The 24,725-nt window shown below is 43.8% G+C and carries 24 protein-coding genes and 1 other annotated feature; of the genes, 17 read left to right on the top strand and 7 right to left on the bottom strand.

The features are described 5' to 3' along the window. Positions 1-735 carry an exonuclease domain-containing protein gene (locus AC1DWN_RS00895; protein WP_477557066.1) on the top strand — a complete coding sequence of 245 codons (735 nt, stop codon included), beginning with the start codon at positions 1-3 and terminating at the stop codon, positions 733-735. Here AC1DWN_RS00895 and AC1DWN_RS00890 read toward each other — a convergent pair. Further along, positions 721-1,188: a M67 family metallopeptidase gene (locus tag AC1DWN_RS00890; protein ID WP_477557065.1), complete on the bottom strand. Its 468-nt coding sequence runs from the start codon at positions 1,186-1,188 to the stop codon at positions 721-723. The two genes, AC1DWN_RS00895 and AC1DWN_RS00890, sit on opposite strands and share 15 nt — an antisense overlap. A 250-nt stretch (positions 1,189-1,438) precedes the next feature. On the opposite strand from AC1DWN_RS00890, the gene AC1DWN_RS00885 reads away from it, so the two are divergent. Next, positions 1,439-1,978, top strand: coding sequence for a TlpA family protein disulfide reductase (locus AC1DWN_RS00885; protein ID WP_477557064.1), 540 nt, complete (start codon positions 1,439-1,441; stop codon positions 1,976-1,978). Positions 1,979-2,040: 62 nt separating this feature from the next. On the opposite strand, the gene cimA is transcribed toward AC1DWN_RS00885, so the two are convergent. Next, positions 2,041-3,654: a citramalate synthase gene (cimA, locus tag AC1DWN_RS00880; protein ID WP_477557063.1), complete on the bottom strand. Its 1,614-nt coding sequence runs from the start codon at positions 3,652-3,654 to the stop codon at positions 2,041-2,043. Positions 3,655-4,006: 352 nt separating this feature from the next. On the opposite strand from cimA, the gene AC1DWN_RS00875 reads away from it, so the two are divergent. The 3 genes from AC1DWN_RS00875 to AC1DWN_RS00865 all read left to right on the top strand — a co-directional run bounded on the left by AC1DWN_RS00875 (position 4,007) and on the right by AC1DWN_RS00865 (position 7,124). Beyond that, the gene (locus tag AC1DWN_RS00875; RefSeq protein ID WP_477557062.1) at positions 4,007-5,293 is read left to right on the top strand and encodes a DNA polymerase IV; all 1,287 of its coding nucleotides are present in this window, start codon (positions 4,007-4,009) and stop codon (positions 5,291-5,293) included. A 66-nt stretch (positions 5,294-5,359) separates the two neighbouring features. Continuing rightward, the gene (locus tag AC1DWN_RS00870) at positions 5,360-5,596 is read left to right on the top strand and encodes a 4Fe-4S domain-containing protein (RefSeq protein WP_475809482.1); all 237 of its coding nucleotides are present in this window, start codon (positions 5,360-5,362) and stop codon (positions 5,594-5,596) included. A gap of 148 nt (positions 5,597-5,744) precedes the next feature. Next, on the top strand, positions 5,745-7,124 hold the full coding sequence (locus AC1DWN_RS00865) for a L,D-transpeptidase (protein ID WP_477557061.1): 1,380 nt from the start codon (positions 5,745-5,747) through the stop codon (positions 7,122-7,124). A gap of 8 nt (positions 7,125-7,132) precedes the next feature. Here the strand turns inward: AC1DWN_RS00865 and AC1DWN_RS00860 are convergent, their stop codons facing one another. Beyond that, positions 7,133-7,273: a hypothetical protein gene (locus tag AC1DWN_RS00860; protein ID WP_477557060.1), complete on the bottom strand. Its 141-nt coding sequence runs from the start codon at positions 7,271-7,273 to the stop codon at positions 7,133-7,135. 174 nt (positions 7,274-7,447) lie between these two features. Here AC1DWN_RS00860 and AC1DWN_RS00855 point away from each other — a divergent pair, with 174 nt between their 5' ends. Beyond that, on the top strand, positions 7,448-8,545 hold the full coding sequence (locus tag AC1DWN_RS00855) for a quinone-dependent dihydroorotate dehydrogenase (RefSeq protein ID WP_477557059.1): 1,098 nt from the start codon (positions 7,448-7,450) through the stop codon (positions 8,543-8,545). Positions 8,546-8,561: 16 nt separating this feature from the next. Continuing rightward, positions 8,562-9,368, top strand: a complete 807-nt coding sequence (gene yjbM / locus AC1DWN_RS00850) for a GTP diphosphokinase (protein ID WP_477557058.1) — start codon at positions 8,562-8,564, stop codon at positions 9,366-9,368. A gap of 137 nt (positions 9,369-9,505) precedes the next feature. On the opposite strand, the gene AC1DWN_RS00845 is transcribed toward yjbM, so the two are convergent. Next, positions 9,506-10,051: a PCYCGC motif-containing (lipo)protein gene (locus tag AC1DWN_RS00845; protein ID WP_477557057.1), complete on the bottom strand. Its 546-nt coding sequence runs from the start codon at positions 10,049-10,051 to the stop codon at positions 9,506-9,508. Beyond that, positions 10,048-10,566 carry a thioredoxin family protein gene (locus tag AC1DWN_RS00840; RefSeq protein ID WP_477557056.1) on the bottom strand — a complete coding sequence of 173 codons (519 nt, stop codon included), beginning with the start codon at positions 10,564-10,566 and terminating at the stop codon, positions 10,048-10,050. The genes AC1DWN_RS00845 and AC1DWN_RS00840 overlap by 4 nt, the downstream gene beginning before the upstream one ends. Positions 10,567-10,701: 135 nt before the next feature. Between AC1DWN_RS00840 and AC1DWN_RS00835 the strand changes: the two genes are divergently transcribed. The 3 genes from AC1DWN_RS00835 (at position 10,702) to AC1DWN_RS00825 (ending at position 14,005) form a co-directional block, all read left to right on the top strand. Next, positions 10,702-12,381, top strand: coding sequence for an RsmB/NOP family class I SAM-dependent RNA methyltransferase (locus AC1DWN_RS00835; RefSeq protein ID WP_477557055.1), 1,680 nt, complete (start codon positions 10,702-10,704; stop codon positions 12,379-12,381). A gap of 1 nt (position 12,382) precedes the next feature. After that, positions 12,383-13,135 (top strand): pseudouridine synthase, encoded by a 753-nt coding sequence (locus AC1DWN_RS00830; protein WP_477557054.1) that lies wholly within the window; start codon positions 12,383-12,385, stop codon positions 13,133-13,135. A gap of 72 nt (positions 13,136-13,207) precedes the next feature. Next, positions 13,208-14,005 (top strand): Cof-type HAD-IIB family hydrolase, encoded by a 798-nt coding sequence (locus AC1DWN_RS00825; protein ID WP_477557053.1) that lies wholly within the window; start codon positions 13,208-13,210, stop codon positions 14,003-14,005. A 626-nt stretch (positions 14,006-14,631) separates the two neighbouring features. Here the strand turns inward: AC1DWN_RS00825 and AC1DWN_RS00820 are convergent. After that, positions 14,632-14,724 (bottom strand): YjcZ family sporulation protein, encoded by a 93-nt coding sequence (locus AC1DWN_RS00820; RefSeq protein WP_477557052.1) that lies wholly within the window; start codon positions 14,722-14,724, stop codon positions 14,632-14,634. A 195-nt stretch (positions 14,725-14,919) separates the two neighbouring features. Between AC1DWN_RS00820 and AC1DWN_RS00815 the strand changes: the two genes are divergently transcribed. Next, complete coding sequence (locus AC1DWN_RS00815; protein ID WP_477557051.1) at positions 14,920-15,903, top strand: NAD(P)H-quinone oxidoreductase; 984 nt, start codon at positions 14,920-14,922, stop codon at positions 15,901-15,903. 92 nt (positions 15,904-15,995) lie between these two features. On the opposite strand, the gene AC1DWN_RS00810 is transcribed toward AC1DWN_RS00815, so the two are convergent. Continuing rightward, positions 15,996-17,984: a DEAD/DEAH box helicase gene (locus tag AC1DWN_RS00810; protein WP_477557050.1), complete on the bottom strand. Its 1,989-nt coding sequence runs from the start codon at positions 17,982-17,984 to the stop codon at positions 15,996-15,998. A 126-nt stretch (positions 17,985-18,110) separates the two neighbouring features. On the opposite strand from AC1DWN_RS00810, the gene AC1DWN_RS00805 reads away from it, so the two are divergent. The 6 genes from AC1DWN_RS00805 to leuS all read left to right on the top strand — a co-directional run bounded on the left by AC1DWN_RS00805 (position 18,111) and on the right by leuS (position 24,707). Then, a complete protein-coding gene (locus AC1DWN_RS00805) occupies positions 18,111-18,305 on the top strand; it encodes a YwbE family protein (RefSeq protein WP_477557049.1) in 195 nt (64 codons plus the stop codon). A 102-nt stretch (positions 18,306-18,407) separates the two neighbouring features. Then, positions 18,408-18,710, top strand: a complete 303-nt coding sequence (locus AC1DWN_RS00800; protein ID WP_477557048.1) for a hypothetical protein — start codon at positions 18,408-18,410, stop codon at positions 18,708-18,710. A 102-nt stretch (positions 18,711-18,812) separates the two neighbouring features. Next, entirely contained in the window at positions 18,813-20,009 is a 1,197-nt protein-coding gene (locus tag AC1DWN_RS00795; RefSeq protein ID WP_477557047.1) for a GNAT family N-acetyltransferase, read from the top strand. 56 nt (positions 20,010-20,065) lie between these two features. Continuing rightward, entirely contained in the window at positions 20,066-21,307 is a 1,242-nt protein-coding gene (locus tag AC1DWN_RS00790) for a CynX/NimT family MFS transporter (protein ID WP_477557046.1), read from the top strand. A gap of 53 nt (positions 21,308-21,360) precedes the next feature. After that, entirely contained in the window at positions 21,361-21,792 is a 432-nt protein-coding gene (locus AC1DWN_RS00785) for a hypothetical protein (protein WP_477557045.1), read from the top strand. 49 nt (positions 21,793-21,841) lie between these two features. Beyond that, positions 21,842-22,087, top strand: a binding site (T-box leader). Between the two features lie 181 nt (positions 22,088-22,268). Then, complete coding sequence (gene leuS / locus AC1DWN_RS00780) at positions 22,269-24,707, top strand: leucine--tRNA ligase (RefSeq protein ID WP_477557044.1); 2,439 nt, start codon at positions 22,269-22,271, stop codon at positions 24,705-24,707. Positions 24,708-24,725: the final 18 nt, after the last annotated feature.

The raw sequence follows: 24,725 nt of genomic DNA, 5'->3' as shown, positions 1-24,725 counted from the left end.
ATGAAAGAACAAAAAGGCGTCGGCCGTATGTGGAACCTTTACAAAATGGGGGGAGTTACGCCTGCCATCGCCTCAATACTAGGCTCGCCCAATGCACAGCAAATGGCGTTTATTCGTAATGTGAATCGAGAGCAGCGGAAGCAGTCCGTGATCGATACACCCCTTAAGGAGCTTGAAGTTGTCGTATTTGACTTAGAGACGACAGGTTTTTATCCCAATAATGGCGATGAGATTATTTCTTTTGGGGCTGTCATTTTTCGCGGGGGAGAGTTGATTGAGAGTGAGTCTTTCTATAGCTTAGTTAATCCAAAGCGACGAATTCCAAGAGCAATCATTGAATTGACAGGCATTACGAATGAGATGGTTCAGGATGCTCCTGATTTGATGCAGGTGCTTCACGACTTCATGGAGTTTGTTGGCAGGCGCTTGCTTATTGCACATGCTGCCGGACATGATAAACAGTTCCTTCATGCTGCGCTGTGGAGAACTTCGAAGGTTAGCTTGAATCATAGAATATTGGATATGATGATGGTAGCGAAGTGGTTAGAGCCTAAGCGAGAAGGGTATAGTCTGGATGAGTTGCTCGAGAGCTGTGGAATACCGATTACGGAACGTCATCACGCGCTGCATGATTCTATTATGACGGCGAAATTGTGGAAGAACTATTTAGCCCGTATTATGGAGAGGAATATTATAACGCTTGGTGATTTATATGCTTACTTAAGCAAACACTAGTTGAAGCGGAACGAATATATTGCCCTCTCGAAAGTAAGGCTGAACATCTGGATTAGATGGATTTTTGAGCGAGATGATCCAGTAAGATAGATTGGAAGCTGGCAAAAAACCAGCTAAGTCACTTGTAGATGGAATTGCATCTGTCTTTGGGTGAGAATGGAATAAGCCGACAAGCGATTGTCGGTTTTTTTGTATTTCAAAATAAATACGCGTCCACTCAGCAGGATCGAAGGAAAATGATTGTGTCGGGTTGATATGAGTATTTCGAACTGGAATGACAATATCAATTATAAGGGAGCCAGATGTGCCGATGCCGCCGTTAGGATCAGATGGGTGTGAATGGCTGCTGATCAATATGCCACAGGCTTCGTAGGGCATTTCAGCTAAGCTCAGTTGGATTAGCATGTTATAAGCTTGCTTGGTTATGATGGCTCTTGTTAGATTAGCTTTCATGAAATCGCCCCTGAAGTAGGTATTGCGGATCTTGGTTTATTATAACTTCACATAAGGGGTATAAACAAATCTACGTATACCTAGAATAGATATATGGTAATAAAGGCTGTATAGCGGTGTTGATTTGAGAACTCCTCATATCAAAAGCAAAAGTGACGGATTTAAGGCTTTATGGCTCTGTGCCTTGAGCTTGTAAACGGTGCATGATAACATATATGCAGTTGAATTTGTTTCGGAAAGAAGGATTGCTATGAAGCGCGTCTTTACGCTGTTTACGATTGCATTTGTATTTGCCGGATTAGCTGTTTATCAATATATGAGTGATGATCCTAAGACCGTCACTTCAGCAGCATCCTCAGGAGACTTCAAACCAAAAGCTGATTATCAAGCTTTGACTTTTGAACTTCCGGATCTAGAGGACAAAAGCTATAAGGTTGGAGACAAGCAGGGGAAGTTGATGTTCGTCAATTTCTGGGCGTCCTGGTGTGGGCCTTGTGAGCTGGAAGCTCCTGATTTGCAGCAGTTGCATGAAAAATACGGAGAAACTATGCAGATGTATGGAATAAACGCTACGAAATATGATAAGGAGCGTTCTGCCCGCGAGTTTGTTGTAGAGCATGAATTTACGTTTCCGATCTTAATGGACCGTGTGGGTGATGTGACGAAGCAATACAAAGTGGATACATTCCCCACTACTTTTTTGATTGATGGTGAAGGTGTAATACGTGAACGTATTAACGGTGTCATTCCTTATGAGGAATGGGAACGATTAATTAAGAAGTGGATGTAGCAGGAATGAAAGAAAAGGGTTGCGTTGCCATTCAAAATGAGGCAACGCAACCCTTTTTCAATTTAGTGATTGATAAGACCGATTCGATCCTGTGTATCAGTAAGACCGCTGTCCACCTTAACCATATTAAGTAGTGCGTACCGAATGCTGTCAACGAGCGCTTCCCAGCTTGCTTCAATGACATTGCTGGAGACACCGACTGTACTCCATGTGTTGTCTAGTCCGGTTGATTCAATGAGTACGCGTACTTTGGCAGCTGTAGCGTCTTTCTCGTCAATAACTCGAACCTTATAATCGGATAAATGTATGCCTTCAATCTTAGGGTAAAATTGTACGAGTGCTTTGCGCAGCGCGTTATCAAGTGCATTAACGGGCCCATTACCTTCAGCGACGGTGTACACTTGTTGACCGCCGACGGTAATCTTAACGATAGCTTCTGAAACCATTTGTCCATTTGTTTTTTCGACGAGCATTTTAAAGGAATCGACCTTGAAAATCTCCTTCGTTTCACCAAATGCTTCCCGAAGCAGCAATTCCAAAGATGCGTCAGCACCTTCGAATTGATAGCCTTGATGCTCGAGCTCTTTAATTCGATCCATGATAAGCTTCGTTTTCTCGTTATTGGCGTTAATGTCAAGACCGAGCTCCTGCGCTTTGGAAATAATATTGCTTTGTCCAGCCAGCTCTGACACGAGAATCCGCTGTTTATTGCCGACAAGCTCAGGTTGGATATGCTCGTATGTTTTTGAATCCTTCATGATTGCGGATACGTGAATACCGCCTTTGTGCGCGAAAGCAGCGTTGCCGACAAAAGCTTGGCCGACAGGCATATGTACATTTGCGATTTCGCTTACAAAACGTGCTGTTCCTGTAAGGGAACGAAGTTTATCATCAGGCAAGCAGTTATAGTTCATTTTGATTTGGAGATTTGGAATGATGGAGCAAAGATTAGCGTTGCCGCAGCGTTCGCCATACCCGTTAATCGTTCCTTGTACTTGACGGACCCCAGCTTGTACCGCCGCTAAAGTATTCGCAACAGCGAGCTCGCAGTCATTGTGTGTGTGAATGCCGATTGGCGTTGTTAACTCCTGCGAGATACGAGCTACAATCTCACTTATTTCGCCTGGCATAGTGCCGCCGTTTGTGTCGCAAAGCACAAGCCAGTTTGCACCTGCATCCTGAGCTTTCTTTAGAACGGATAACGCATATTCCGGGTTGTTCTTGTAGCCGTCGAAAAAATGCTCCGCATCGAACAAAGCTTCCATGCCGTTGTGCCTTAAGAAAGCAACGGAATCGTAAATCATTGCCAAGTTCTCTTCAAGCGTTGTTTGCAGGGCAGTATGTACATGGAAATCCCATGACTTCCCGACTAGTGTAGCCGCCGGAACGCCAGATTCAGCGATACGAACAAGGCTTGCATCATGCTCCGCAAGACTGTTCTTACGTCGTGTGCTGCCGAAGGCGGTTATCTTGGCATTCAGGTTCAATGTCTTGACTCTCTGGAAAAACTCAATATCTTTACTGTTGCTTCCCGGATTGCCGCCTTCAATATAGTGAACCCCAAGCAAATCAAGCTTCTGGGCAATTTTTAGTTTGTCATCCGCTGATAGGCTAATTCCTTCACCTTGAGTACCGTCACGCAGCGTCGTATCAAATATTGAAATGTTTGTTGTCATTATCGGGACGCCTCCTTCACTGATTACCTATACAAATCATAATTTAATATTATAACACTTAATGAAGCGAAAGTAGAGAGGGGAACTACATTTTTTGTTGTCGTAAAGGAAAATTTAAAAGAATGAAAGTAATAAATCTAATTATATTTTGCTCGGATACGAGTTTTTACAGTGAAGGAAAGTATAGGTTTCTTTACTCTTCATTACGCCYTGACTTCGTTGACTTAAGCCAATTGGAATTGTATGCTGGGGGTGGTTGATCTTATATAGTTTTTTTATAGTTAACGCTTTTGCCGCAAGGACGGCGATAGCTGTTTACGCTTGAAGTGAATAGGCGGTGTTAGTTGCTGTTATGATAAATGTGAATGAGCATTACCCAGCCAAAGGCCGTGTCATCATTCATTTAGATATGAATGCTTTTTACTGCTCCGTGCATGAAGCGGAGCAGCCAGAGAAATATAAGGATAGGCCAACTGCTGTATCGGGAAGTGTTGAGCAACGCAAAGGGATTTTGGTCACCAGCTCTTATACAGCTAGAAGGCTAGGCATAAAGACGGGTATGACTGTTCATCAAGCTTTGAAAATATGCCCAGACCTTATTTTGATCAAGCCAGACTTTGATTTGTACCGTAAATATTCGCAAGGATTCATGGCAATTGCAAGGCAGTTCACCCCACTGGTGGAGGCAGTTTCGATTGATGAATGTTATATGGATATTACAGGATCCAAAATGTTTGGATCGCCGCTGGAAATCGCCGCGATGCTGCAGCAGCGTATTCAGTCGGAGTGGTCACTGCCCTGTTCCATAGGCTTAGCGCCTAATAAACTGCTTGCTAAGATGGCGTCTGACATGAAGAAGCCAAACGGTCTGACAGTATTGCGAATTCGTGATGTGAAAAAGGTTTTATGGGATAAGCCTTGTGATACGTTGTTTGGTATCGGCCAGAAAACGGCTGTTAAGCTCCAGAAGCTTAACATTCACACGATTGGACAATTAGCAGAGACTGATGAATCGGTGCTCATCAAGCAATTTGGTGTTGTCGGTTCTTGGATGAAATCGGCAGCATACGGTATTGATCACTCGATTGTTAATCCGAATAGAGAGCGCAATAAGTCAATTGGTCATACTACAACGCTTCCAAGTGATATTACAAAACAAGAGGACGTCCATCGCGTACTGCTCAATTTATCAGATCAGACTGGTCGAAGGCTGAGACGGCAGAAGCTTGTTACTACGACGGTGCAAATTACAATTCGTAAACCGGATATGACGACCATTGCGCGGTCACATACGATGGATGCGCCAACGCAGTCAACGGATGATATTTATAGAGAAGCATGCAGGCTTTATGACAAACATTGGAAGTCTGGGGAATCCATTCGTTTGCTTGGTGTAACTTTGCAAAATTTATCGTTATTAGATGAAACCGGCCTGCAATTGGACTTATTCAGCTATGAGCAGCAGCCTCGTAAAGAAGCGTTAACGAAAGCAATGGATCTATTGCGGGATAAGTTTGGGGAAGATGCTGTTTTGACAGCGGGAATGCTTGGTGATGATCCATCTACCTTAATTAGGAATAAACGAATTCGCGGGACATCCTTGCAAAAGGATGATAGTATGTTATATATTGATGAGTGAATGTTTATTATGTAGAATGATCAGAGAATGTATTATTCGATACATTTATTTTAGGAGGGAATTTCCATGGGTAAGTTTACTTGGGTAGAAAAAGATACGTGCATCGCTTGTGGAGCTTGCGGAGCTACTGCTCCTGACATTTATGATTATGATGATGAGGGCATTGCTGAGGTTATATACAAGGCTGATGGCAATAAAGGGAATACAGAAATTCCAGAAGATTTGTATGATGATTTGCAGGATGCGGCTGACGGTTGCCCGACAGACTCCATTAAAATTGCAGACGAGCCATTTAACTTTTAATTTACGTTATTGAGTATAGGTCCTTCTCTTTTCGCACACGCGATGGAGGAGGACTTTTTTTGCTTGTTCATCCACTAAGAAACGTTCGATAAAATGAAACGCGTCTTCTGCCGATAAAAGAAATATAGCTGTCGCAGGGGGGATAAGGATGGACTCGCCAGAGGATATATTTTATTTGAAGCAATTCGTGAAGCAGCATCCCGATAATCAAATGGGCTGGTATTTGCTTGGGAAGCAGTACTTGCTCGCGGGAAAAGAAGGCAAGGCGAATTATTGCTTTATTCAAGCAGGGGACGTCTATGATGCCTTCGAACAAGAAAGTCACCCGATTGCGGAGTATCAGTTGCAAATGCTGAAGGCTTGGGATAAAGATCAAAAGAAAAAGAAATTAGCGGGAAGAACAAGAGCTTTAGCTTTACTTTTATTGTTTATTGCTTTTTTTATACCTGCGAATGGAGCCTTATACAATAAAGAGACGCAGCAGTCAATTCCAGAAATAATAGATGATGCTTCTCCATTTGGTGTCGTATTCGTACCTCAGAAGGAGCTTCGTCCAATCGGAAGGGTATGGGATACTCTAATGAGCGCGGGGAGGGAAGCTCCGTTGGTTACTTTAGCAGTTCGTATGGAGGAAGAAGCAGGCTGGCGTAAATGGACAGGCAAAAATAAATTTATTATGGCTGTACAGAAGCAGGATACGAGCAGTGAGCAGCTAGTTACGATGTACGATCGGGGTATTTGCGACTGTGAGCCTTCAGATAGGGAGAGGATAGGTGAGCAGTTCCTTGAGTGGAGCAAGCAGCAGGAGCTGCATTGGACGCTTTCCAGCGCGCTGCAGCACTATGAGAGGAAGTATGGAAAGTGGCCTCAGAAGCTTGATGATCTTATACGTCCTTATCCGGATAATGTGTTGTCGGGGGAGAAACAGGGGATGAGGACGATGTTCGATAAAATGCTGACCAAGCTGAAGACTGTCCAGTCCAAAGAGGTTGAGGGAAAGTCTGAACAGACGAATGATAAAGCTCATCAGGAAAAGCAGTCAAAGAGTCAGCTAATAGGGACTAATGGATTATTAGAGCAGCAATGGAGTAAACCACTTGAGGTTATTGTGGACAAAGCGACGCATAAGCTAGCGGTCATACAAGGCAATATCATAGTGCGCAGCTATAAGGTGGGATTGGGGGGAGAAGAAACCCCAGAAGGCAACTTCTATATAAGTGAAAAGGTCAGAAATCCGAATGGGAGCGACAACGGGATTTTTGGAAGCAGAGGGATGACCTTGTCTAACACTCTATACGCAATTCATGGAACGGATGAGCCTGATAGTATGGGTAAAAACGAATCGTTAGGCTGCATTCGAATGAAAAAGGAAGATGTAGAGGAGTTATACGATATGATTCCGCTCGGAACGATAGTAAAAATAAAAAACGGGACGCTCCCGTTAGATTCTCCTGCTCCAGCTGAACGTTTCCAGCTAGAGCCGAGACATAACGAAACTAATCCCGCAAAAGTATATAAATGGTTATAATGATCTAACTACGAACCGACAATCAAGAGAACTGCAACTGTAATAACAATAACTGCAACTACAACACCAATCCAGATCAAGGCTTTTTTATTGACCTCTTCTTTTGGCTTTACTTTCATTGTTGCGGGTTTTCTTTTTGGTGAACTCATTGCGAATCAACCTCTCTATTTTTAAAGTTATGTATATGCTAGTTTCATTGTAATCGTTTTCTACATAAGCTGCAATATAACGGATGCTTGCATATGAGCTGCAAGCTCTTTTCTTTTTGTTTCAAAAAAGTTAAAATGTCAGATAGAACATATATCTTAGAACGGAGTGACTAAGTGCTCTATACATCATTTTTAAAGCCTATATTTTTCAAGTTAGACCCTGAGAAGGCACATCACCTAGTTATTGACGGTTTAACCATCGGCGGACGGGTACCCGGTATGAACGGAATAATGAACGCTATGTACGGCGTAAAGAAGTCGCCTGAGCTTGCGACAGAGCTATTTGGACTGCAGTTCCCTCACCCTGTTGGTTTAGCCGCAGGTCTTGATAAAAATGCAAATGCAGTAGACGGGTTTTCAAGTATAGGTCTGGGATTTGCCGAGGTTGGCACAGTTACTCCAAAAGGACAGGCTGGAAATGAACTACCAAGATTATTCCGCCTTCCATCGGATGAAGCCCTTATCAATCGAATGGGCTTCAATAATGAAGGTGCGCAAGCGATGGCAGAGAAGCTTGCTAAGCGCAAAATAAGCCGTATTCCGATTGCTGTTAATATTGGCAAAAACAAAATAACGCCGAACGAAAAGGCTCACGAGGATTATCAAGCCTGTATTCGAGAATTATATACATATGGAGATTTTTTTGTTGTGAATATAAGCTCTCCGAATACACCCGATTTGCGTGATCTGCAGCATGGGGAAGAATTGCGGACATTACTTCGTGCGGTAAAAAAGGAAATGAGCATTCAAGCGGCGAAGTTAGGAGCTGAAACGAAGCCTGTACTCGTTAAGATAGCACCTGATATGACGGACGAGCAGCTCGAGCTCACAGTTGCAACTATAATGGATAGCGGAGTATCGGGTATTATTGCAACGAATACTACGTTATCACGAAAGGGTCTTCAGCATGCAAACGCAAGCGAAGCGGGCGGATTAAGTGGCAAGCCAATGCGAGACCGTTCTACGGATGTTATTCGTGCAGTTTATCGGCAGACAGGCGGGAAGCTGCCGATCATTGGATCTGGCGGCATTTTCACAGCACAGGATGCATACGATAAAATTCGCGCAGGAGCTTCTTTGGTTGAAATTTATACAGCGCTTATTTATAAAGGACCAGGAGTGTTCCGCGAATTGGCGAGCGGATTGAAGGAATGTTTGCGTAAAGATGGCTACCGAAATATTGCGGAGGCAGTAGGGGCAGAGCATCATTAGAACAGGAGGCGGCCGGATGGACGGTAGAGACTGGAATCTTTTTTTACAGCCTTATGAGCAAGCCGTTGAAGAACTGAAAGTGAAGTTTAAAACAATGCGGGTTGAACTGAAAACAAGAGAATCTTATGCACCGATAGAGTTTGTCACCGGCCGGGTAAAGCGTATTTCTAGCATTCTGGAGAAGGCAAAGCGCCTTAATGTTGCTCCAGATCGGTTGGATGTCGGAATTGAGGATATTGCAGGCATTCGAATTATGTGCCAATTTGTCGATGATATACATCGCGTGGCTGGTTTGATACGTACCCGTAGAGATTTAGTGCTTGTATATGAGAAGGACTATATTACAAATTTTAAAGATAGCGGATACCGCAGCTTCCATATGATCGTGGAATACCCGGTTCAAACGGCATTAGGCTATAAAAAAGTATTGGCGGAAATCCAAATTCGTACACTAGCGATGAATTTTTGGGCGACGATTGAGCATTCCTTAAATTATAAATTTAAAGAGAGCTTGCCAGAGGATGTACGCGATCGATTGAAAAAAGCGGCCGAAGCGGCGTCGCAGCTCGACACGGAAATGACAAGCATTCGCAAAGAAATTTTGGATGCACAGACGGAGTTTGAAGAGCAATCCAACGTCGTGTCAAAAGTGCTTAGCTGTATTCAAGATTTATACTTTTATAATCGTGTGCGTGAAGCGGCACAGTTCCAAATGAAATTTAATGAGCTGTTCGAGAAAGAAGACATACACGGGCTAAGTCAGCTGTCACTCGATATACAAGCGGCTATTAACAAGGCGAAAAAAGGAAGTCAAAATATATAAACCAGCATTTTGATTCCTTTAGCGGTTAACGATTAGTAGGATTATATAGGCGAAAAAACCTCCAGCCTTATGCGTCTGGAGGTTTTTTTATTAATTTGTTGAGGTTAAAAGGGTGAGAACTGATTATTCAGGCAAGACTAACTGCTGATTTTCTTAGGCTTAAAAGCGGCGTCGATGGCGACGCGTATTTCATCAGCTGTCTTGCCTTGTTTGCTTAAAGCGACAACCTGCTCCATTTCCTTCTTGCAAATACCGCAGCTCGTACTATGATTGGTCCAAGTTACGCTGCCTTCATCGGCAGGATGCTCTGCAATATAACATCGCAGCAGAGAATCATGCGGAGTTTCGACAGCTAAACCGTCCATACAGCCGCAATAACAATTAATGCCGCTCATAATATCGGCATGATCATGAACAGCGGCGTACAGCTCGCTAGTATAAGGTGTATAATCGGAAAGAAATCCTGGAAGCTCATCGTAAGAAGCTGTTTTCTGCCAGGTTTCAGAGCCGTGCATATGCTCAGCGCCGTCCTTATCACCGTCAGACATGCCGCAAGCTGTTAGCAGTGTTATGAACGCGAATGCAAGCAGCATAGCATACATGATTCCGCGAATTCGTGAGCTGCGAACTTCAGCGGCAGCTTGCCCTTCGATCTCTGTAGTTTGGCGCTGACGCTTCATCATTTTGCCTCAGCTCCTGAATATTTGTTGAAGAATGCTCTGAAATCATCCAGCGTATACCCTTGTGTGGTACCTTCTGCTGCAAGGCCGCCTTCCAATGTCTCAACTTGAACGCCATCCTTGAAGTAAGCCAGTGTTGGCGTGAATTCTACATTATACTTGTTGAAGTATTCTGGGAATTCTCGTAAGTTGAATTGCGGAAAATCGATGCCTAGCTCATCCACAAGCGGCATAAGTTGAGGCGTTGTATTTTTGCAATGAGAGCAGTCGGATGCGAAAAAGTAGACGAAGAAGTCTTCTTTATCGGCGACCTTCTTGTCCAATTCAGCCGGTAATATGATATTCTGGTAATTAGGATCGTCAAGCAGCTTGCGTGTTTCTGGATTCATTTCAGAGACTGGCTTGTCATACAAGGCGTTAACAGGTTCATTTTTATTCAATACAAATATAGCTCCGAATAAAATGACAATAATTCCGATGTACACATAAATCATCTTGAACTTATTTTTCTTTTTCATTTGCGTGCCTACCTCCGAATCAAATTTATAAGACATTATTATTGCAGCAAGTCCTTACTGTATTTTATTATATAACAAAGTACTATACAAATGTAAGTGTGACAGATAGAAGATAATTGGCAGGAGGAAATCAGGATGAGCGGCAATTTGCCGCGTAATTTCACAGACAAGATGGAGAAGCTGTTAGGTAATGAGTTTGACAATTTTATGGCGTCCTATGATGCACCGCGCGTATATGGCCTTCGGATAAATCGATTAAAGCTTAGTGTGGAGCAGTGGAGAGATCTATCACCGATGGGTGATGATGTCAGACCAATCCCTTGGACCGAGGACGGCTTGTATTATAAAGAGGGTGAGCGACCAGGAAAGCATCCGCATTATCATGCAGGCATCTATTATATTCAGGAGCCTAGTGCAATGGCGCCTGTAGAGCTGTTAGACGTAAGACCAGGTCAACGCGTACTTGATCTGTGCGCAGCTCCTGGCGGTAAATCGACTCAAATTGCTGGGAAGCTGCAAGGAATCGGTGTACTTGTAACGAATGATAACGCGAAGGAACGAACGAAAGCATTAGTGAAAAATGTAGAACTCGCCGGTATTCGTAACGCGATTGTATTAAATGAGGAGCCGGCAAAGCTTGCTCCTGTATTTAAGGAATGGTTTGATCGCATTCTTGTTGACGCACCTTGCTCTGGAGAGGGAATGTTCCGTAAGGATGAATCGATGATCGCGGAATGGGAGAAGCATTCAATCGAGCGATGCTCTGTCATGCAGAAGGATATTTTGCGGCATGCGGCATCCATGCTTGCGCCTGGTGGGAAAATAGTTTACTCAACCTGTACTTTTTCTCCGGAAGAAAATGAAATTCAAATTGCTGCCTTCTTAGCAGAGAATTTGGAGTTTCACATAGAAGCTGTGCCGCACCTCTATGGTTGGACGGCTGGCCGATCTGATTTGGCTGATGATAATGGACAACTGACTGGTGAGCAACTAAAGAGCCTAGACGGAACTGTTAGGCTATGGCCGCATCGAATTGAAGGAGAGGGCCATTATGCAGCTGTGCTAAGGCGTGATGGTGAACGTAATCAGGAGCTTGAAGAAGCAGGTTTTGCTAATAAAGAGACTAACCCTTCCGTGCGTAAGGAAGATAGGTCAAATAAGAGTATGAATATAAAATCAAGACCAGATAATTCGAGTGCAACGAATTCAAATGGTGGAAGTTTAAAGCGTCAACGTCCAGGTGATGAACGAAGAGGAGGCAAGCGACAGACGGCCGATGCTTGGAAAAATATCGGCATGGACAAGCAGTCTGGAAAACGGAATAAAACACAAGGTAAAGAAGATAACAGCAAGACAATTGCGGAAGAGGTAAATCCGGTACAATTATGGCGACAATATGCTGAAGAGTATGTTGTTGATGCATTAGCATGGCCGGGAAAATATGTTGCATACGGCTCTAGAGTATATATTCAACCCGCTCAACTGCCTTCACTAGACGGACTTCGTGTTGTAAGAGCGGGCTGGTATTTAGGAGAAGCTGTGCGTGATCGGTTTGAACCGTCTCACCCATTAGCGATGGGACTAAAGCGGAATGAAGCAGTCAGATCGGTTAATTGGAATTCGGACGATCCGCAGACGCTGCGTTTTTTAAAAGGAGAAACTTTATTTATAGAGGAATCTGAATTATCGATACAAGCAGATGCTCCGGCTAAAGGATTTGTACTTATATGTACGGACGGGTTTCCAATAGGTTGGGGGAAATATGCTGGAGGCATGATCAAAAATGCGTTACCTGCAGGATGGAGAATGATGTAAGATGGCGAAACGAATAAGAATTGACAAGCTGTTAGCACATATGGGTCTAGGAACACGAAGTGAAATCAAAAAAGCAGTGAAGCTTGGAAAAGTTTCTGTTGACGGCCGAGTAATTAAGGATAGCGGATTAATTGTCGATCCTGAGCTTGCAGAGGTTGCTTTTGAAGGTACTCCTGTCGTATATCGGGATGTTGTGTATCTCATGTTGAACAAGCCAGCGGGTGTCATATCGGCAACTGAAGACAGTCGCGAGCGAACAGTGATTGATTTGCTGGAGCCGGAAGATCGTTTGCTGGAACCATTTCCAGTAGGCAGACTCGATAAGGATACTGTTGGGTTACTGCTTCTTACAAATGACGGTCAGCTTGCGCATGAGCTGCTTTCCCCTCGAAAGCATGTTGCAAAAACGTACGAAGCCGAAGTTCACGGCAATGTTGGAGAAGAGGATAAGCTGCTTTTTGCAACTGGAGTTACATTAGACGATGGATATATAACGATGCCTGCGGAACTTCATATCTTGAGTAAAGAGCAGAGGGAAGAGGATATCTTTTCCACCATTTCACTCACGATTATGGAAGGTAAGTTTCACCAAGTGAAAAGAATGTTTGAAGCGGTTGGCAAAAAGGTCATTTACTTAAAACGAGTGTCGATGGGCCCACTTAAGCTGGATGATACACTTCCTGAAGGCTCGTATCGAGAGCTGACTGAGGATGAGGTGGAGCTGCTTCGCTTGCATAAACGAATAGGTGAATAAGTGGAATAGGCCAATTTGGATAAAATTATTGTAGAGGTAGATATAGAGAAAAAGTGGTATAGGAGTGAAGGTATGGCTTTACATTATGATTTGATTGCGCTAGATGTGGATGGAACATTATTGACGGATGATCATGTATTGACGGAAGGAATAAAGGAAACGGTTCGCGAAGCATCAGCTCGCGGCGCACAAATTGTGTTATGTACGGGCAGAGGCCCGCTTAGTACAATTCCTGTTCTAGAGGAGCTTGGGCTTGGTGGTATTTTGATTACACATAATGGAGCAGTGACAATTAATGCTGACGATCGAACCATTTTACATCAATTTGCTATGGAACCAGATCATTTATTACCGTTCATAACGTATTGTCGAGACCGCAATATCCATTTTGATTTGAATACAGCTTTTGGAATGATGACTGAAGGAATAACGCCTGAGGCTGAGGTGATGTATAACCATTATCAAGCTAATCCGGTCATTCAGGATTTTAAATTGGGTTTGCCAGAAGGACTTGTGAAATTTACTGTGTTTGGAAGTAAAGAGAAGATGGATGAGGTTCAGCAGGAATGGGCCGATTGGACGCCATTATTACAATCGATCCGCAGTGGAGATTACTTCATTGATGTCCATCATGCGGAGGCCAATAAAGGTAGAGCTTTGCAGCAATTCGCTGACAGCCGTGGAATAGATCGAAGCCGCATATTGGCAATTGGTAATTATTTTAATGATATTACGATGCTGCAATTTGCTGGGATGGGAATTGCAATGGGCAATTCTCCTGATGAAGTGAAGCTTGCTGCTAATGCAGTGGCTCATTCAAATAGCGAAGATGGTGTAGCCATTGCCTTGCGCGAATATGCTTGGAGCTAATGAATAAACAGGTGTTGCTTCAAAGAAATAATGGAAAATCGAGCTGTTTGTTTACAAGCTAACTAATCTTACCTGATATCGAGCCATGATTAAATACTCTCCTCTAGAATGGTCTGAGCAACGCCCTCTAGATAAGTATTTATTTCGTGGCTTTCTTATTAAGAAGTTCATCATTTAAACAATTATATGGACTCAGCCCAAGGGGAGCGCATTGTGTGAGTTTCGTAATTTACTAATGAGGAATTACCCATAAGCTTAATAATCGAGCTTACAGCCCAGAAACTAACCAGAAAACAGGGCTTAAGCTCCATAATCATGCTTACAGAGTCACTTTATGTAAATTTCTTGCCGAATAATGAGTTGTAAGCATGATAATCGGTCTTACAGACAAAAAAGTAACTAAAAAGCGAGCTATAAGCACGAAAATCAAGCTTAAAGAAAAAGAGGCTGCGCCAAGGTAAGTATTTATACTTACGGAACAGCCTGGTTTTATAACTACGTTTATTATTAGCTTATGAGTTGGTTGGTACTAGCTAATTCGAATCATTCATGTGAATGACTACGCGCTTTCATTTATCGATAGCTTCGTATTCTTAGTAGGTTTGTGATAGCTTGTAATTGTAAGATTAGTACAGCACTGATCTGGTGATGATAACCAGAAGAATGAACAATACCAGGATTACACCTATTGAAGTAAAACCACCGTGTACACCGGACATACCAATTCCTCCTAAAGGATATTTCCGATTTTGGGCTGTTGACCTCGTGGTTGATGTCCCACTGATCGGTATATGTTATCGTATGTTTGTTACTGAAAAACGTCTAGGCTGATGTCACGGCTACAGCCTATTTGGGCACTCTTATCGGTTAATCAATCAGCAAACAATATTAAAAAGGTTAATGAGGTGTTCATAATGAAAGCCATACTTTTAAAAAGCTTTGGAGGGCCTGAACAATTATATATGGGCACAGCACCTGAGCCGAAGCTTGGTAAAAATGATTTGCTTGTACAAGTGAAAGCTGCTTCATTAAATAGGGCAGATCTACTCCAAAGTAAAGGACATTATCCGCCGCCGGAAGGAGCTTCTGAAATTTTAGGTTTAGAAATGGCGGGAGAAGTGATCTCAATAGGTGATAATGTTGAAGGCTGGAAAAAAGGGGATCGCAATTGCGGATTGCTTCCTGGGGGTGGTTATGCAGAGAGGGTTAGTATACCCTCGGAGATGGCCATTCGGCTTCCTGATCACTTTAGTTTCGAGCAAGGGGCAGCGGTTCCTGAAGTTTTTTTAACAGCGTATATGAATTTAGTTTGGCTTGGTAAGCTGGGTAAAGGTGATAAAGTTTTGGTTCATGCAGGGGGGAGCGGTGTAGGTACGGCAGCGATTCAAATCGTCAAAGAATGGGGAGCAGAAGCAATAGTAACAGCGGGTTCTATTACTAAGCTCCAGCGATGTTTCGAATTAGGCGCAACTGCAGGTTGGAATTACCGAGATGGTTCCTTCGCACCTTGGGTCCAAGAATATACAGAGAGTAAAGGTGTTAATGTCATATTGGATTTTGTCGGTGAGCCTTATTTTGCTAATAATATAAAATCGCTGGCTACGGAAGGCCGTTTAATAATTATTGGAACGATGGGTGGAGGGAAGGTTCGCGAGCTTAATCTTAATGAAATTTTATCTCGTAAGCTGCAAATTATTGGTACAGCGCTGCGGTCAAGAAGCCAAGCGGATAAAATGAAGTTAACTGCTGACTTTACAGAGTTTGCTATGCCTCGGTTTATAGATGGAAGAATGATTCCAGTAATTGATTCCGTTTATGATTGGAGAGAAGTGGACAAGGCACACGAGTATATGGAGTCTAATGCGAGTGTTGGGAAAATAGTATTGTCTATGACATAAGAAACGCAAAAAATGGAGTATCAAAACTGTTTCCAGCTGATACTCCATTTTTCTTTACCTGTTTGGGTGGATGTGTCCAAATTAATTCTTGATTACTTACGACCGCGAGGACCGCGGGGCTTGCCAAAAGAGTTCCCACCGCCACTGCTTCCGCGTCCGCCAGTTTGGAATCCGCCACGTGAACTACCGCCGCGACTAGCACCGCGTGAACTGCTGCGTTCACTACCAGGTGTAACGTTAGCTTTCCCTTTTGCTGCAGTCCAAGGACTATCAACAGAGGCACCTGAACGACCTGCGCTGCTGCGGTTCTCAGAGCGGAAGCCGCCACGACCAGCGCTGCTGCGGTTCTCGGAACGCTCACCGCCACGACCAGCGCTGCTGCGGTTCTCGGAACGCTCGCCGCCACGACCAGCGCTGCTGCGGTTCTCGGAACGCTCGCCGCCACGACCAGCGCTGCTGCGGTTCTCGGAACGCTCGCCGCCACGACCAGCGCTGCTGCGGCTCTCGGAACGCTCGCCGCTACGACCAGCGCTGCTGCGGTTCTCGGAACGCTCGCCGCCACGAGCAGCGCTGCTGCGGCTCTCGGAACGCTCGCCGCCACGAGCAGCGCTGCTGCGGTTTCCAGAGCGTTCGCCGCCGCGACCAGCGCTGCTGCGGTTCTCGGAGCGTTCGCCGCCACGACTTGCACCCCAGCCAGTGTTCTCTCCTGCGTTCTCGGTTGCTTGGCTGATAGTATCGGCATTTCTTTCATTTCGTTTGCCGAATGCAGGGCGAACGTCTTCACGTTGGCCTCTGCGACCACCAGGTTTGGAATTGCGGTCCTGTTGACCTGAACGGCCTCCACCGCCGCGACGCGCGTCTGAACGCTGTCCGCCACTTCCGCTGCGAGGACGATCACTGCTGCCTGATGTGCGAGCTTTTGCTTTATAGGTCCCCAATTGAACACTACCTGCTGACTCTACACCATTACTATCAATTGAACGGCGGAGCAATCTTGCATTAATGCTTTCTTCAATAAGGATTACTGTGTTTTTATCATATGGTGTTGCAAGAGTGACTGCCATACCCTCGTGACCAGCACGACCAGTTCTGCCGATGCGGTGAATATATAGCTCGCCGTCTTGAGGCACATCATAGTTATAAACATGCGTTACGCCTTCGACATCTAGACCGCGCGCGGCAACATCCGTCGCGACTAGAACTTGTAGACGAGCATCTCTAAAGCGTTTCATTACTTGCTCACGCTTTGCTTGTGTTAAATCGCCATGTAATTCATCGGACTCAATACCAAGCTCTTGCAACGCTTCATTTAGTTTTTTGGCACGAACTTTTGTCCGGCAAAAAACAACTGCCAAATAAGGCTGATGACGCGTCAATAAGTGTACAAGCGCTTGCTGCTTGCAACGGTCAGTTGTTTCAATAACAACCTGTTCGATGCTATCAAGCGTTACGTTTGTACTGCGTACACGAATATCAACAGGCGATTTCATGTAGTCAGCCGCTAACTTACGAATTGCATCCGGCATCGTTGCAGAGAAGAGCATCGTTTGACGTGCTTTTGGCGTTTGTGTAATAACGCTCTCAACATCAGGCAGGAAGCCCATATGAAGCATTTGATCGGCTTCATCAAGAACTAGCATTTGAAGCTTTCCAAGGCTAATCGTTTCACGTCTCATATGATCCAGAAGACGTCCCGGTGTAGCAACTACGATATGCGGGGAACGCTTCAGCTTACGATTTTGTGCTTCGACATCTTGACCGCCGTAAGCAGCAAGTACATCAGCCCCAACGGACGGAGCTAGTTTTTTAAGCTCGCTCGTTATTTGAATGGCAAGCTCCCTTGTTGGTGTTAAAATCAGAGCTTGAACCTGTTCTTTTTCTACATTGATACGTTGCAATATTGGCAACACAAATGCAATGGTTTTACCAGTTCCTGTTTGAGCTTGCGCAATGACATCCTGCCCGTTCATAAGCAGAGGAATGGCTTGCTTTTGAACCGGAGTTGGTTGAGTAATACCATCTTGATGAAGCAATTCGCTTAACTTGGGTGATATACCCAGAGCGCTGAATGCGGTAGACATTAGTACATTTCCTCATTTCGTTTACATCGTTTGATGTTAAGTATAACAGTTGTCCCCTTATTGTGCATCATAACCTTATATATGATATGCTAAAACTGACATCAGCCAGAAAAGGAATGATAATATATGAACGGAACAGAACGTTCGGCAATTAGAGCAGGGCTTGCAGTGCAGATTGTTTTAAAGCAAGATCAGCGTACGGGAAAGCTGACACAGGGTATCGTGAAAGATATTTTGACGAATTCACCAAAACATCCTCACGGCATTAAGGTACGACTAACCGATGGTCAGGTAGGACGAGTAAAACAGATCATTTCATAAGCGTGGGAGTATATGCTTACGGAGTTAGTTTTGCTTTGCAAAACCAAGTTTATGCTTACGAGGCTAGTTTTGCTTCGCAAAACTTTAAGGAGTGTCGATGCAATGGCATTTGGCATAAAAAGAAAAGAAATGGAGCTATGGAAGGCTAGAGTCGCAAGCCGCGAAATCGCTTTTTTGACACACTTTTGGATTGATCCTCGGTTTCCTGAAATGAGAACAGTGACGAAAGTCGGCTGTGCCGATTTGGAAAAGCTGTCTCGCTGGTGTCTAGATAACGACTTAAATCCTCGGTATATTCATAAAAGATCACAGTATCCTCATTTCGATTTATTTGGACCTAAGCAGCGTGAGATATTACTTCGAGCAAACTATCTGGACCATCTTGAAAGATTTGGTATAAATTAAGGAAGTCCGCCTTCGAGCTGATTGCTCTTAGAGCGGCTTTTTGTTTGATTTAATCAATCGAATCGTATTACTATCTTATTTAATAATAAAGGGGATAGGGGAATGGTCGTTAGCCGAACTGAGCTATTGAGAGATTTTGGTGAGTGGATAGCTTTTATAACTGATCTTGGAAGGTTCAACGAGCAGATATGGAATCAAAGTATTGCACCGGGAAAATGGTCTGTTCGCGAAGTAACAGCGCATATTTTGCAGTGGGATCACTATTTTTATGAAAATGCCGTATCTATATTAGGATCAAGTTTGCCATTGACGCTAAAGCATTTGAATTATGATACGTTTAATGAGGATGCCAAAATTTACGGTAAAAGTGTTTCAGTACCAGAGCTTGTTCAAAAAGCTGTTCAAATTCGTATGGAAATATTGAAAAAACTTACTGAACTGACAGATGAGCAATTCGAAGTCCTCCATATGGATGCGGATGGACAACCCTTTCAGGCAGCTCAATATGTACAAGACTTTATTTGGCATGATCAGCATCATATCAATCAAATAAAAAAACGGCTTCATTTTCGAATAGAGGAAATGAGTCTGAATGGCTGGCCTGCTTTGCAGACTATGACGTATGACGGGTGGCTGCTGCGTTTTTCAGAAGGCTATACAAAGCGGTCGAATTCAATTAATCCGATTTATGGCCACCAATTAGAGCTGGATTCGAAAATCAGTGAATGTGAGCAGCTATATACTAATCAACAATTACGCACTGTTTTTAAAATAACGCCATTTGCACATCCATTTAATCTAGATGAAAAGCTAAATGATCGAGCTTATGAAAAAATCGATCATACGCTTGTGAAAACCATCCATTTAGAAGATGTAATTGAGCCTGCCCATTCGGACATTTGGATCGAAGAGCAAGTATCCGAATCATGGCTTGATGCAGTTACTGCTTTTAGTGAATTAAATGAGCAGCAGAGAATCATTACTCGCAAAATGATGGAGCGCTCTCCGTTAGTCAAATGCTTTGCAGTGCTGCACGAAAATGGTATACCTGTCGCTTGCGGACTCGCTGTGATTGAGCAGGGTTGGATCGGTTTATACGATATCGTGACTGATCCAAGTAAGCGGGGCTGCGGCTATGGGGAACAGCTTGTGTTAAATATTTTAGATTGGGGCAAGAAACAAGGAGCAACCGAGGGATACTTATTGGTAGTGAAGGATAACGCTCCTGCGAACCGCTTGTACGATAAAATAGGCTATTCGCAGCGATACGATTATTGGTACAGAGTCCAAGCGGATTGAATTTAACACTCATCACCTCAGGATTTACTACAGCGAGAGAAAGTAGGATTTTTTTTGTGAAGAAGTACAAAGCAGATTTAACAAAAGTGACACCCACAACCTCATCACCAGTCGCTATAACAAGCTCGTGGTTATTAATTATTGGGATTTTGCTAATAGCGGCTAATCTTAGAGCATCTCTTACGGCTATTGGGCCTATCATATCTGATATACAGCAAACATTGGGCATTTCAAGTACACTAGCCGGCTTGCTTACTACACTTCCGCTTCTTGCATTTGCGGTTATATCTCCTTTAGCACCACGGATAGCACAGCGTATTAGTGCAGAGAACACGTTGTTTATAGCTATGATTGTACTTACGGGAGCTATTTTAATGCGTTCATTGTCATCCATTGCAGCTTTGCTCGCAGGTACGATTTTGCTTGGAATGGCAATCGCAATAGCTAATGTGCTGCTGCCGAGCTTGATCAAACGCGATTTTCCAACGAGAGTCGGTCTCATGACCGGCTTATATTCCGTGGTTATGAATTTAGGAGCAGCCATTGCTTCTGGACTTAGCATTCCGATTACAAAGCAGCCTGGTATTGGTTGGCAGGGGATGCTTGCTAGCTGGTCGATACTAGCACTTATTGCTACTGTGGCTTGGCTTCCGCAAGTACGCAGGGTTGGTCGTGATCAGTTACTTAGCACGAAGAGCAATAAAAACAAGACTAATCTATGGACTTCAGGTTTGGCTTGGTATGTGTCGTTATTTATGGGAATTCAATCTTTTTTCTTCTATGTAAACATTTCATGGATTCCGGAAATTTTACATAATCGTGGAATGAGTCCTGTCGATGCTGGATGGATGCTTTCCTTGCTGCAGTTCGTAAGTTTGCCGGCTACGTTTATTATTCCTGTGCTTGCTGGTCGGAAAGCGAGTCAACGCGGTTTAACTCTTATGACTGCTTTACTTCTTATCATTGCATATTTAGGGTTGCTAAGTGGAGGAAGTGTAGCTCTTATACCGTTATGGATGATATTGCTTGGTATTGCGGGCGGGTCAGGATTTAGCTTGGCGGTTATGTTTTTTGTTCTTCGGACAAGCAGCACAGCACAATCTGCCGAGCTATCGGGGATGGCACAATCGATGGGTTACTTATTAGCTGCTGCTGGGCCGTTTTTATTTGGTTTATTCCATGATTTAACGAAAGAGTGGACGGTATCCCTAGTTATGCTTATTGTCTTAACGATTATGTATGCGGTCGTTGGCTATGGCGCAGGTGCAAATAAAACAATTCAAGATTGCAACAAATAATGGTAATTATTCGTATGAATAGGTACATCGGTTAAGTTTGGAGGTATTTTCCTATGAAAAGAAAAAAATGGTTGATCTTGTTTGTGAGCATCTCGTCTATTTTGGTTGGCATCGCATATTTGTATGGACTTATGATGGGCTTTCAATTTCTCGGCTCTGAAGCGGGGTCTGAACAAGAAGTCGTTCAATATTGGGGGAAGATATCGCTTGGACTTGGGCTTACGCTTCTTATGACGATCCTTACTCGAACAAAAATGAAAGAGAAAGTCAATGATGGGCTGTTGATTTTCATTTTGATACTTTTATTTATAACTCAACTGCCTCCTATAGCATTATGGTTTCTTGTTGTTATTTTTGGTTTCTGGGGCGGGATTACCGGACTTATCCTACACAGTCTTTTACTTCTATTTATTGTTAGAATTGTTACGCTGGGTCACCGGCAAGACAAGGTGATCAAGTTGGTAAGCCCGGACCCTGTCTCTTGACATGGCGAGGTAGGAACTTTATAATCGTGAATAATCATGTTTAATTCATAAATAAGCGTTGAAGAGGAACAGTAGTTTCGTAAGTAAGGCCTAGAGAGCCGGTGATATTGGTGTAAGCCGGACCTACTGCGGAATGAATCTCGCCTTGGAGCTGTGCGATAATCTTGTCGATTCTAATCATCGATAATGAAACGTACCGTTTGGCCTGCGATAAAGGCGACAAGTGAGTAATGGGCAAAGCATGCCTGTTGCTAACTAGGGTGGTACCACGGGAGAATTGCCTCTCGTCCCTAGCGTTAATCGCTAGGGACGAGGGGCTTTATTTGTTTAAATATAAGAAAGTAGAGTTTCACTATATACTCAGCTTATATTTCAACATTAGGTCAATGCTTACGAGGTAAGTTTTACTTCGTAAAACTTTAGGTCAATGCTTACGAAGTAAGTTTTACTTCGTAAAACTTTTGAGGAGGATTCAAATGAGTCAGGAACAGCAAATTCAAGGCTATAATCCACTTGTTGTCGAGCCGAAGTGGCAGCAATTTTGGGATAAGAACAAAACTTTTCAAACAACAGAGGATGCAAGCAAACCGAAATTTTATGCGTTAGATATGTTTCCTTACCCATCAGGAGCGGGACTGCATGTAGGTCATCCAGAAGGTTACACAGCAACAGATATCGTATCTCGCTATAAAAGAATGCAAGGTTACAACGTTCTTCATCCAATGGGATGGGATGCGTTCGGCTTACCTGCGGAGCAGCATGCGTTAGATACAGGTCAGCATCCGCGAGATATTACATTCAAAAATATCGATAATTTCCGCAGACAAATTAAGTCGCTTGGTTTCTCTTATGACTGGGACCGCGAAATCAGCACAACAGACCCTGAATACTACAAATGGACACAATGGATTTTTATCCAACTGTATAATCGAGGACTTGCTTACGTAGCTGAAGTATCAGTGAACTGGTGTGAGGCGCTTGGCACGGTGCTAGCGAATGAAGAGGTTATTAACGGTCTTAGTGAGCGAGGCAATCATCCGGTAGTTCGTAAGCCGATGCGCCAGTGGATTCTAAGAATTACTGAGTATGCAGATCGCTTGCTAGATGATTTGGAAGAGCTGGATTGGTCAGAGAGCATTAAAGACATGCAGCGCAACTGGATCGGGAAGTCAAAGGGCGCAGAAGTAACGTTCGAGATTGATGGTCATGAAGGTGCATTGGTTGTATTTACAACTCGTCCTGACACATTGTTCGGCGCGACATATTGCGTGTTAGCCCCTGAGCATGAGCTAGTTGCCAAAATCGTAACGGGCGATCAGAAAGCGGCTGTAGAAGCATACCAGACTGCAGCTTCACGGAAAAGTGATTTGGAGCGTACAGATCTAGCAAAAGATAAATCAGGTGTATTTACTGGTGCGTATGCTATTAATCCTGTGAACGGCGTGAAAACACCTATCTGGATTGCTGACTATGTATTAGCTGGATACGGTACGGGTGCCATTATGGCAGTGCCGGGCCACGATGTTCGCGACTGGGAATTTGCAAAGCAGTTCGACCTTCCGATTGTTGAGGTTGTTCAAGGCGGCGATATTTCAAAAGAAGCTTATGCTGGTGACGGACCTCATGTGAATTCTGAATTTTTGAATGGATTAACAAATGTTGATGCCATTGCTGCGATGATCGAGCATTTAGATGCTTCGGGTAAAGGTAAAGGCAAGATTACTTACCGTCTTCGTGACTGGCTGTTCAGCCGTCAACGCTATTGGGGTGAACCGATTCCGATTCTTCACCTGGAAGACGGCACTATGAAGCCTGTACCAGTTGATCAGCTTCCGTTGTTGCTTCCAGATGTTGATGCGATCACGCCTTCGGGCACGGGAGAGTCACCTCTAGCAAATGTAACGGAATGGGTGAACACGATTGATCCGGAGACGGGTATGAAAGCTCGTCGCGAGACGAACACGATGCCACAATGGGCAGGAAGCTGCTGGTATTACTTGCGGTTTATCGATCCGAAAAATGACAAAGAAATTTGTTCCCCAGAGAAGCAAAAGGAATGGCTGCCGGTTGATCTGTACATCGGTGGTGCTGAGCATGCAGTACTGCATTTGTTGTATGCACGCTTTTGGCATAAAGTGCTTTATGATATCGGTGTTGTTCATACGAAGGAGCCATTCCATAAACTAGTCAATCAAGGGATGATTCTTGGTAACAATAACGAGAAAATGTCGAAGTCACGCGGCAACGTTATTAATCCAGATGATATCGTAAACGAGTTCGGTGCAGACACACTTCGCATGTACGAAATGTTTATGGGTCCGCTTGAGGCGACTAAACCTTGGAACACAAATGGTGTAGAAGGAACATACCGTTTCCTAAGCCGGGTATGGCGTTTGTTTATTAGCGAGGATGGCAGCCTAAGTGCCAAAATTGGCGATAGCGAGACCAGTGAGGCTTTCAAACGTACATGGCATCGCTCAATAAAGAAAATTACGGAAGATTACGATAACCTGCGCTTTAATACAGTTATTAGTCAGCTGATGATTTTTGTCAATGAAGCTTACAAAACGGATGTGCTTCCACGTGAAGCGATGGAAGATTTCGTACAAATGATCTCGCCAATTGCTCCTCATATCGCGGAAGAGCTTTGGGAGAAGCTAGGACGTAATGATTCCATTTCCTATGCAGCTTGGCCAACGTTTGAAGAAGCTTGGACAATCGATCAAGAAGTAGAAATCGTTGTACAAGTGAATGGTAAAATTGTTGACCGCGTATCGATAGCGGCTGACATGGATGTTGCGGAGATGGAAAGCATGGCGAAGGAGCTCGAGAAGGTACAAGAGCTCATTGCCGGCAAGACGATTCGTAAAGTTGTTGCGGTAAAAGGTAAGCTTGTCAATATAGTCGCGAATTAACGCAAACCGAAGAGGTGA

The organism is Paenibacillus sp. P4_A7 (assembly GCF_056402455.1).
This window is presented reverse-complemented; position numbering and strand designations above follow the sequence as displayed.

Coding starts and splice junctions, on each gene's coding strand:
- AC1DWN_RS00895 (WP_477557066.1), top strand. CDS start 1: ATGAAAGAACAAAAAGGCGTCGGCCGTATGTGGAACCTTTACAAAATG.
- AC1DWN_RS00890 (WP_477557065.1), bottom strand. CDS start 1,188: ATGAAAGCTAATCTAACAAGAGCCATCATAACCAAGCAAGCTTATAAC.
- AC1DWN_RS00885 (WP_477557064.1), top strand. CDS start 1,439: ATGAAGCGCGTCTTTACGCTGTTTACGATTGCATTTGTATTTGCCGGA.
- cimA (WP_477557063.1), bottom strand. CDS start 3,654: ATGACAACAAACATTTCAATATTTGATACGACGCTGCGTGACGGTACT.
- AC1DWN_RS00875 (WP_477557062.1), top strand. CDS start 4,007: ATGATAAATGTGAATGAGCATTACCCAGCCAAAGGCCGTGTCATCATT.
- AC1DWN_RS00870 (WP_475809482.1), top strand. CDS start 5,360: ATGGGTAAGTTTACTTGGGTAGAAAAAGATACGTGCATCGCTTGTGGA.
- AC1DWN_RS00865 (WP_477557061.1), top strand. CDS start 5,745: ATGGACTCGCCAGAGGATATATTTTATTTGAAGCAATTCGTGAAGCAG.
- AC1DWN_RS00860 (WP_477557060.1), bottom strand. CDS start 7,273: ATGAGTTCACCAAAAAGAAAACCCGCAACAATGAAAGTAAAGCCAAAA.
- yjbM (WP_477557058.1), top strand. CDS start 8,562: ATGGACGGTAGAGACTGGAATCTTTTTTTACAGCCTTATGAGCAAGCC.
- AC1DWN_RS00845 (WP_477557057.1), bottom strand. CDS start 10,051: ATGATGAAGCGTCAGCGCCAAACTACAGAGATCGAAGGGCAAGCTGCC.
- AC1DWN_RS00840 (WP_477557056.1), bottom strand. CDS start 10,566: ATGAAAAAGAAAAATAAGTTCAAGATGATTTATGTGTACATCGGAATT.
- AC1DWN_RS00835 (WP_477557055.1), top strand. CDS start 10,702: ATGAGCGGCAATTTGCCGCGTAATTTCACAGACAAGATGGAGAAGCTG.
- AC1DWN_RS00830 (WP_477557054.1), top strand. CDS start 12,383: ATGGCGAAACGAATAAGAATTGACAAGCTGTTAGCACATATGGGTCTA.
- AC1DWN_RS00825 (WP_477557053.1), top strand. CDS start 13,208: ATGGCTTTACATTATGATTTGATTGCGCTAGATGTGGATGGAACATTA.
- AC1DWN_RS00820 (WP_477557052.1), bottom strand. CDS start 14,724: ATGTCCGGTGTACACGGTGGTTTTACTTCAATAGGTGTAATCCTGGTA.
- AC1DWN_RS00815 (WP_477557051.1), top strand. CDS start 14,920: ATGAAAGCCATACTTTTAAAAAGCTTTGGAGGGCCTGAACAATTATAT.
- AC1DWN_RS00810 (WP_477557050.1), bottom strand. CDS start 17,984: ATGTCTACCGCATTCAGCGCTCTGGGTATATCACCCAAGTTAAGCGAA.
- AC1DWN_RS00805 (WP_477557049.1), top strand. CDS start 18,111: ATGAACGGAACAGAACGTTCGGCAATTAGAGCAGGGCTTGCAGTGCAG.
- AC1DWN_RS00800 (WP_477557048.1), top strand. CDS start 18,408: ATGGCATTTGGCATAAAAAGAAAAGAAATGGAGCTATGGAAGGCTAGA.
- AC1DWN_RS00795 (WP_477557047.1), top strand. CDS start 18,813: ATGGTCGTTAGCCGAACTGAGCTATTGAGAGATTTTGGTGAGTGGATA.
- AC1DWN_RS00785 (WP_477557045.1), top strand. CDS start 21,361: ATGAAAAGAAAAAAATGGTTGATCTTGTTTGTGAGCATCTCGTCTATT.
- leuS (WP_477557044.1), top strand. CDS start 22,269: ATGAGTCAGGAACAGCAAATTCAAGGCTATAATCCACTTGTTGTCGAG.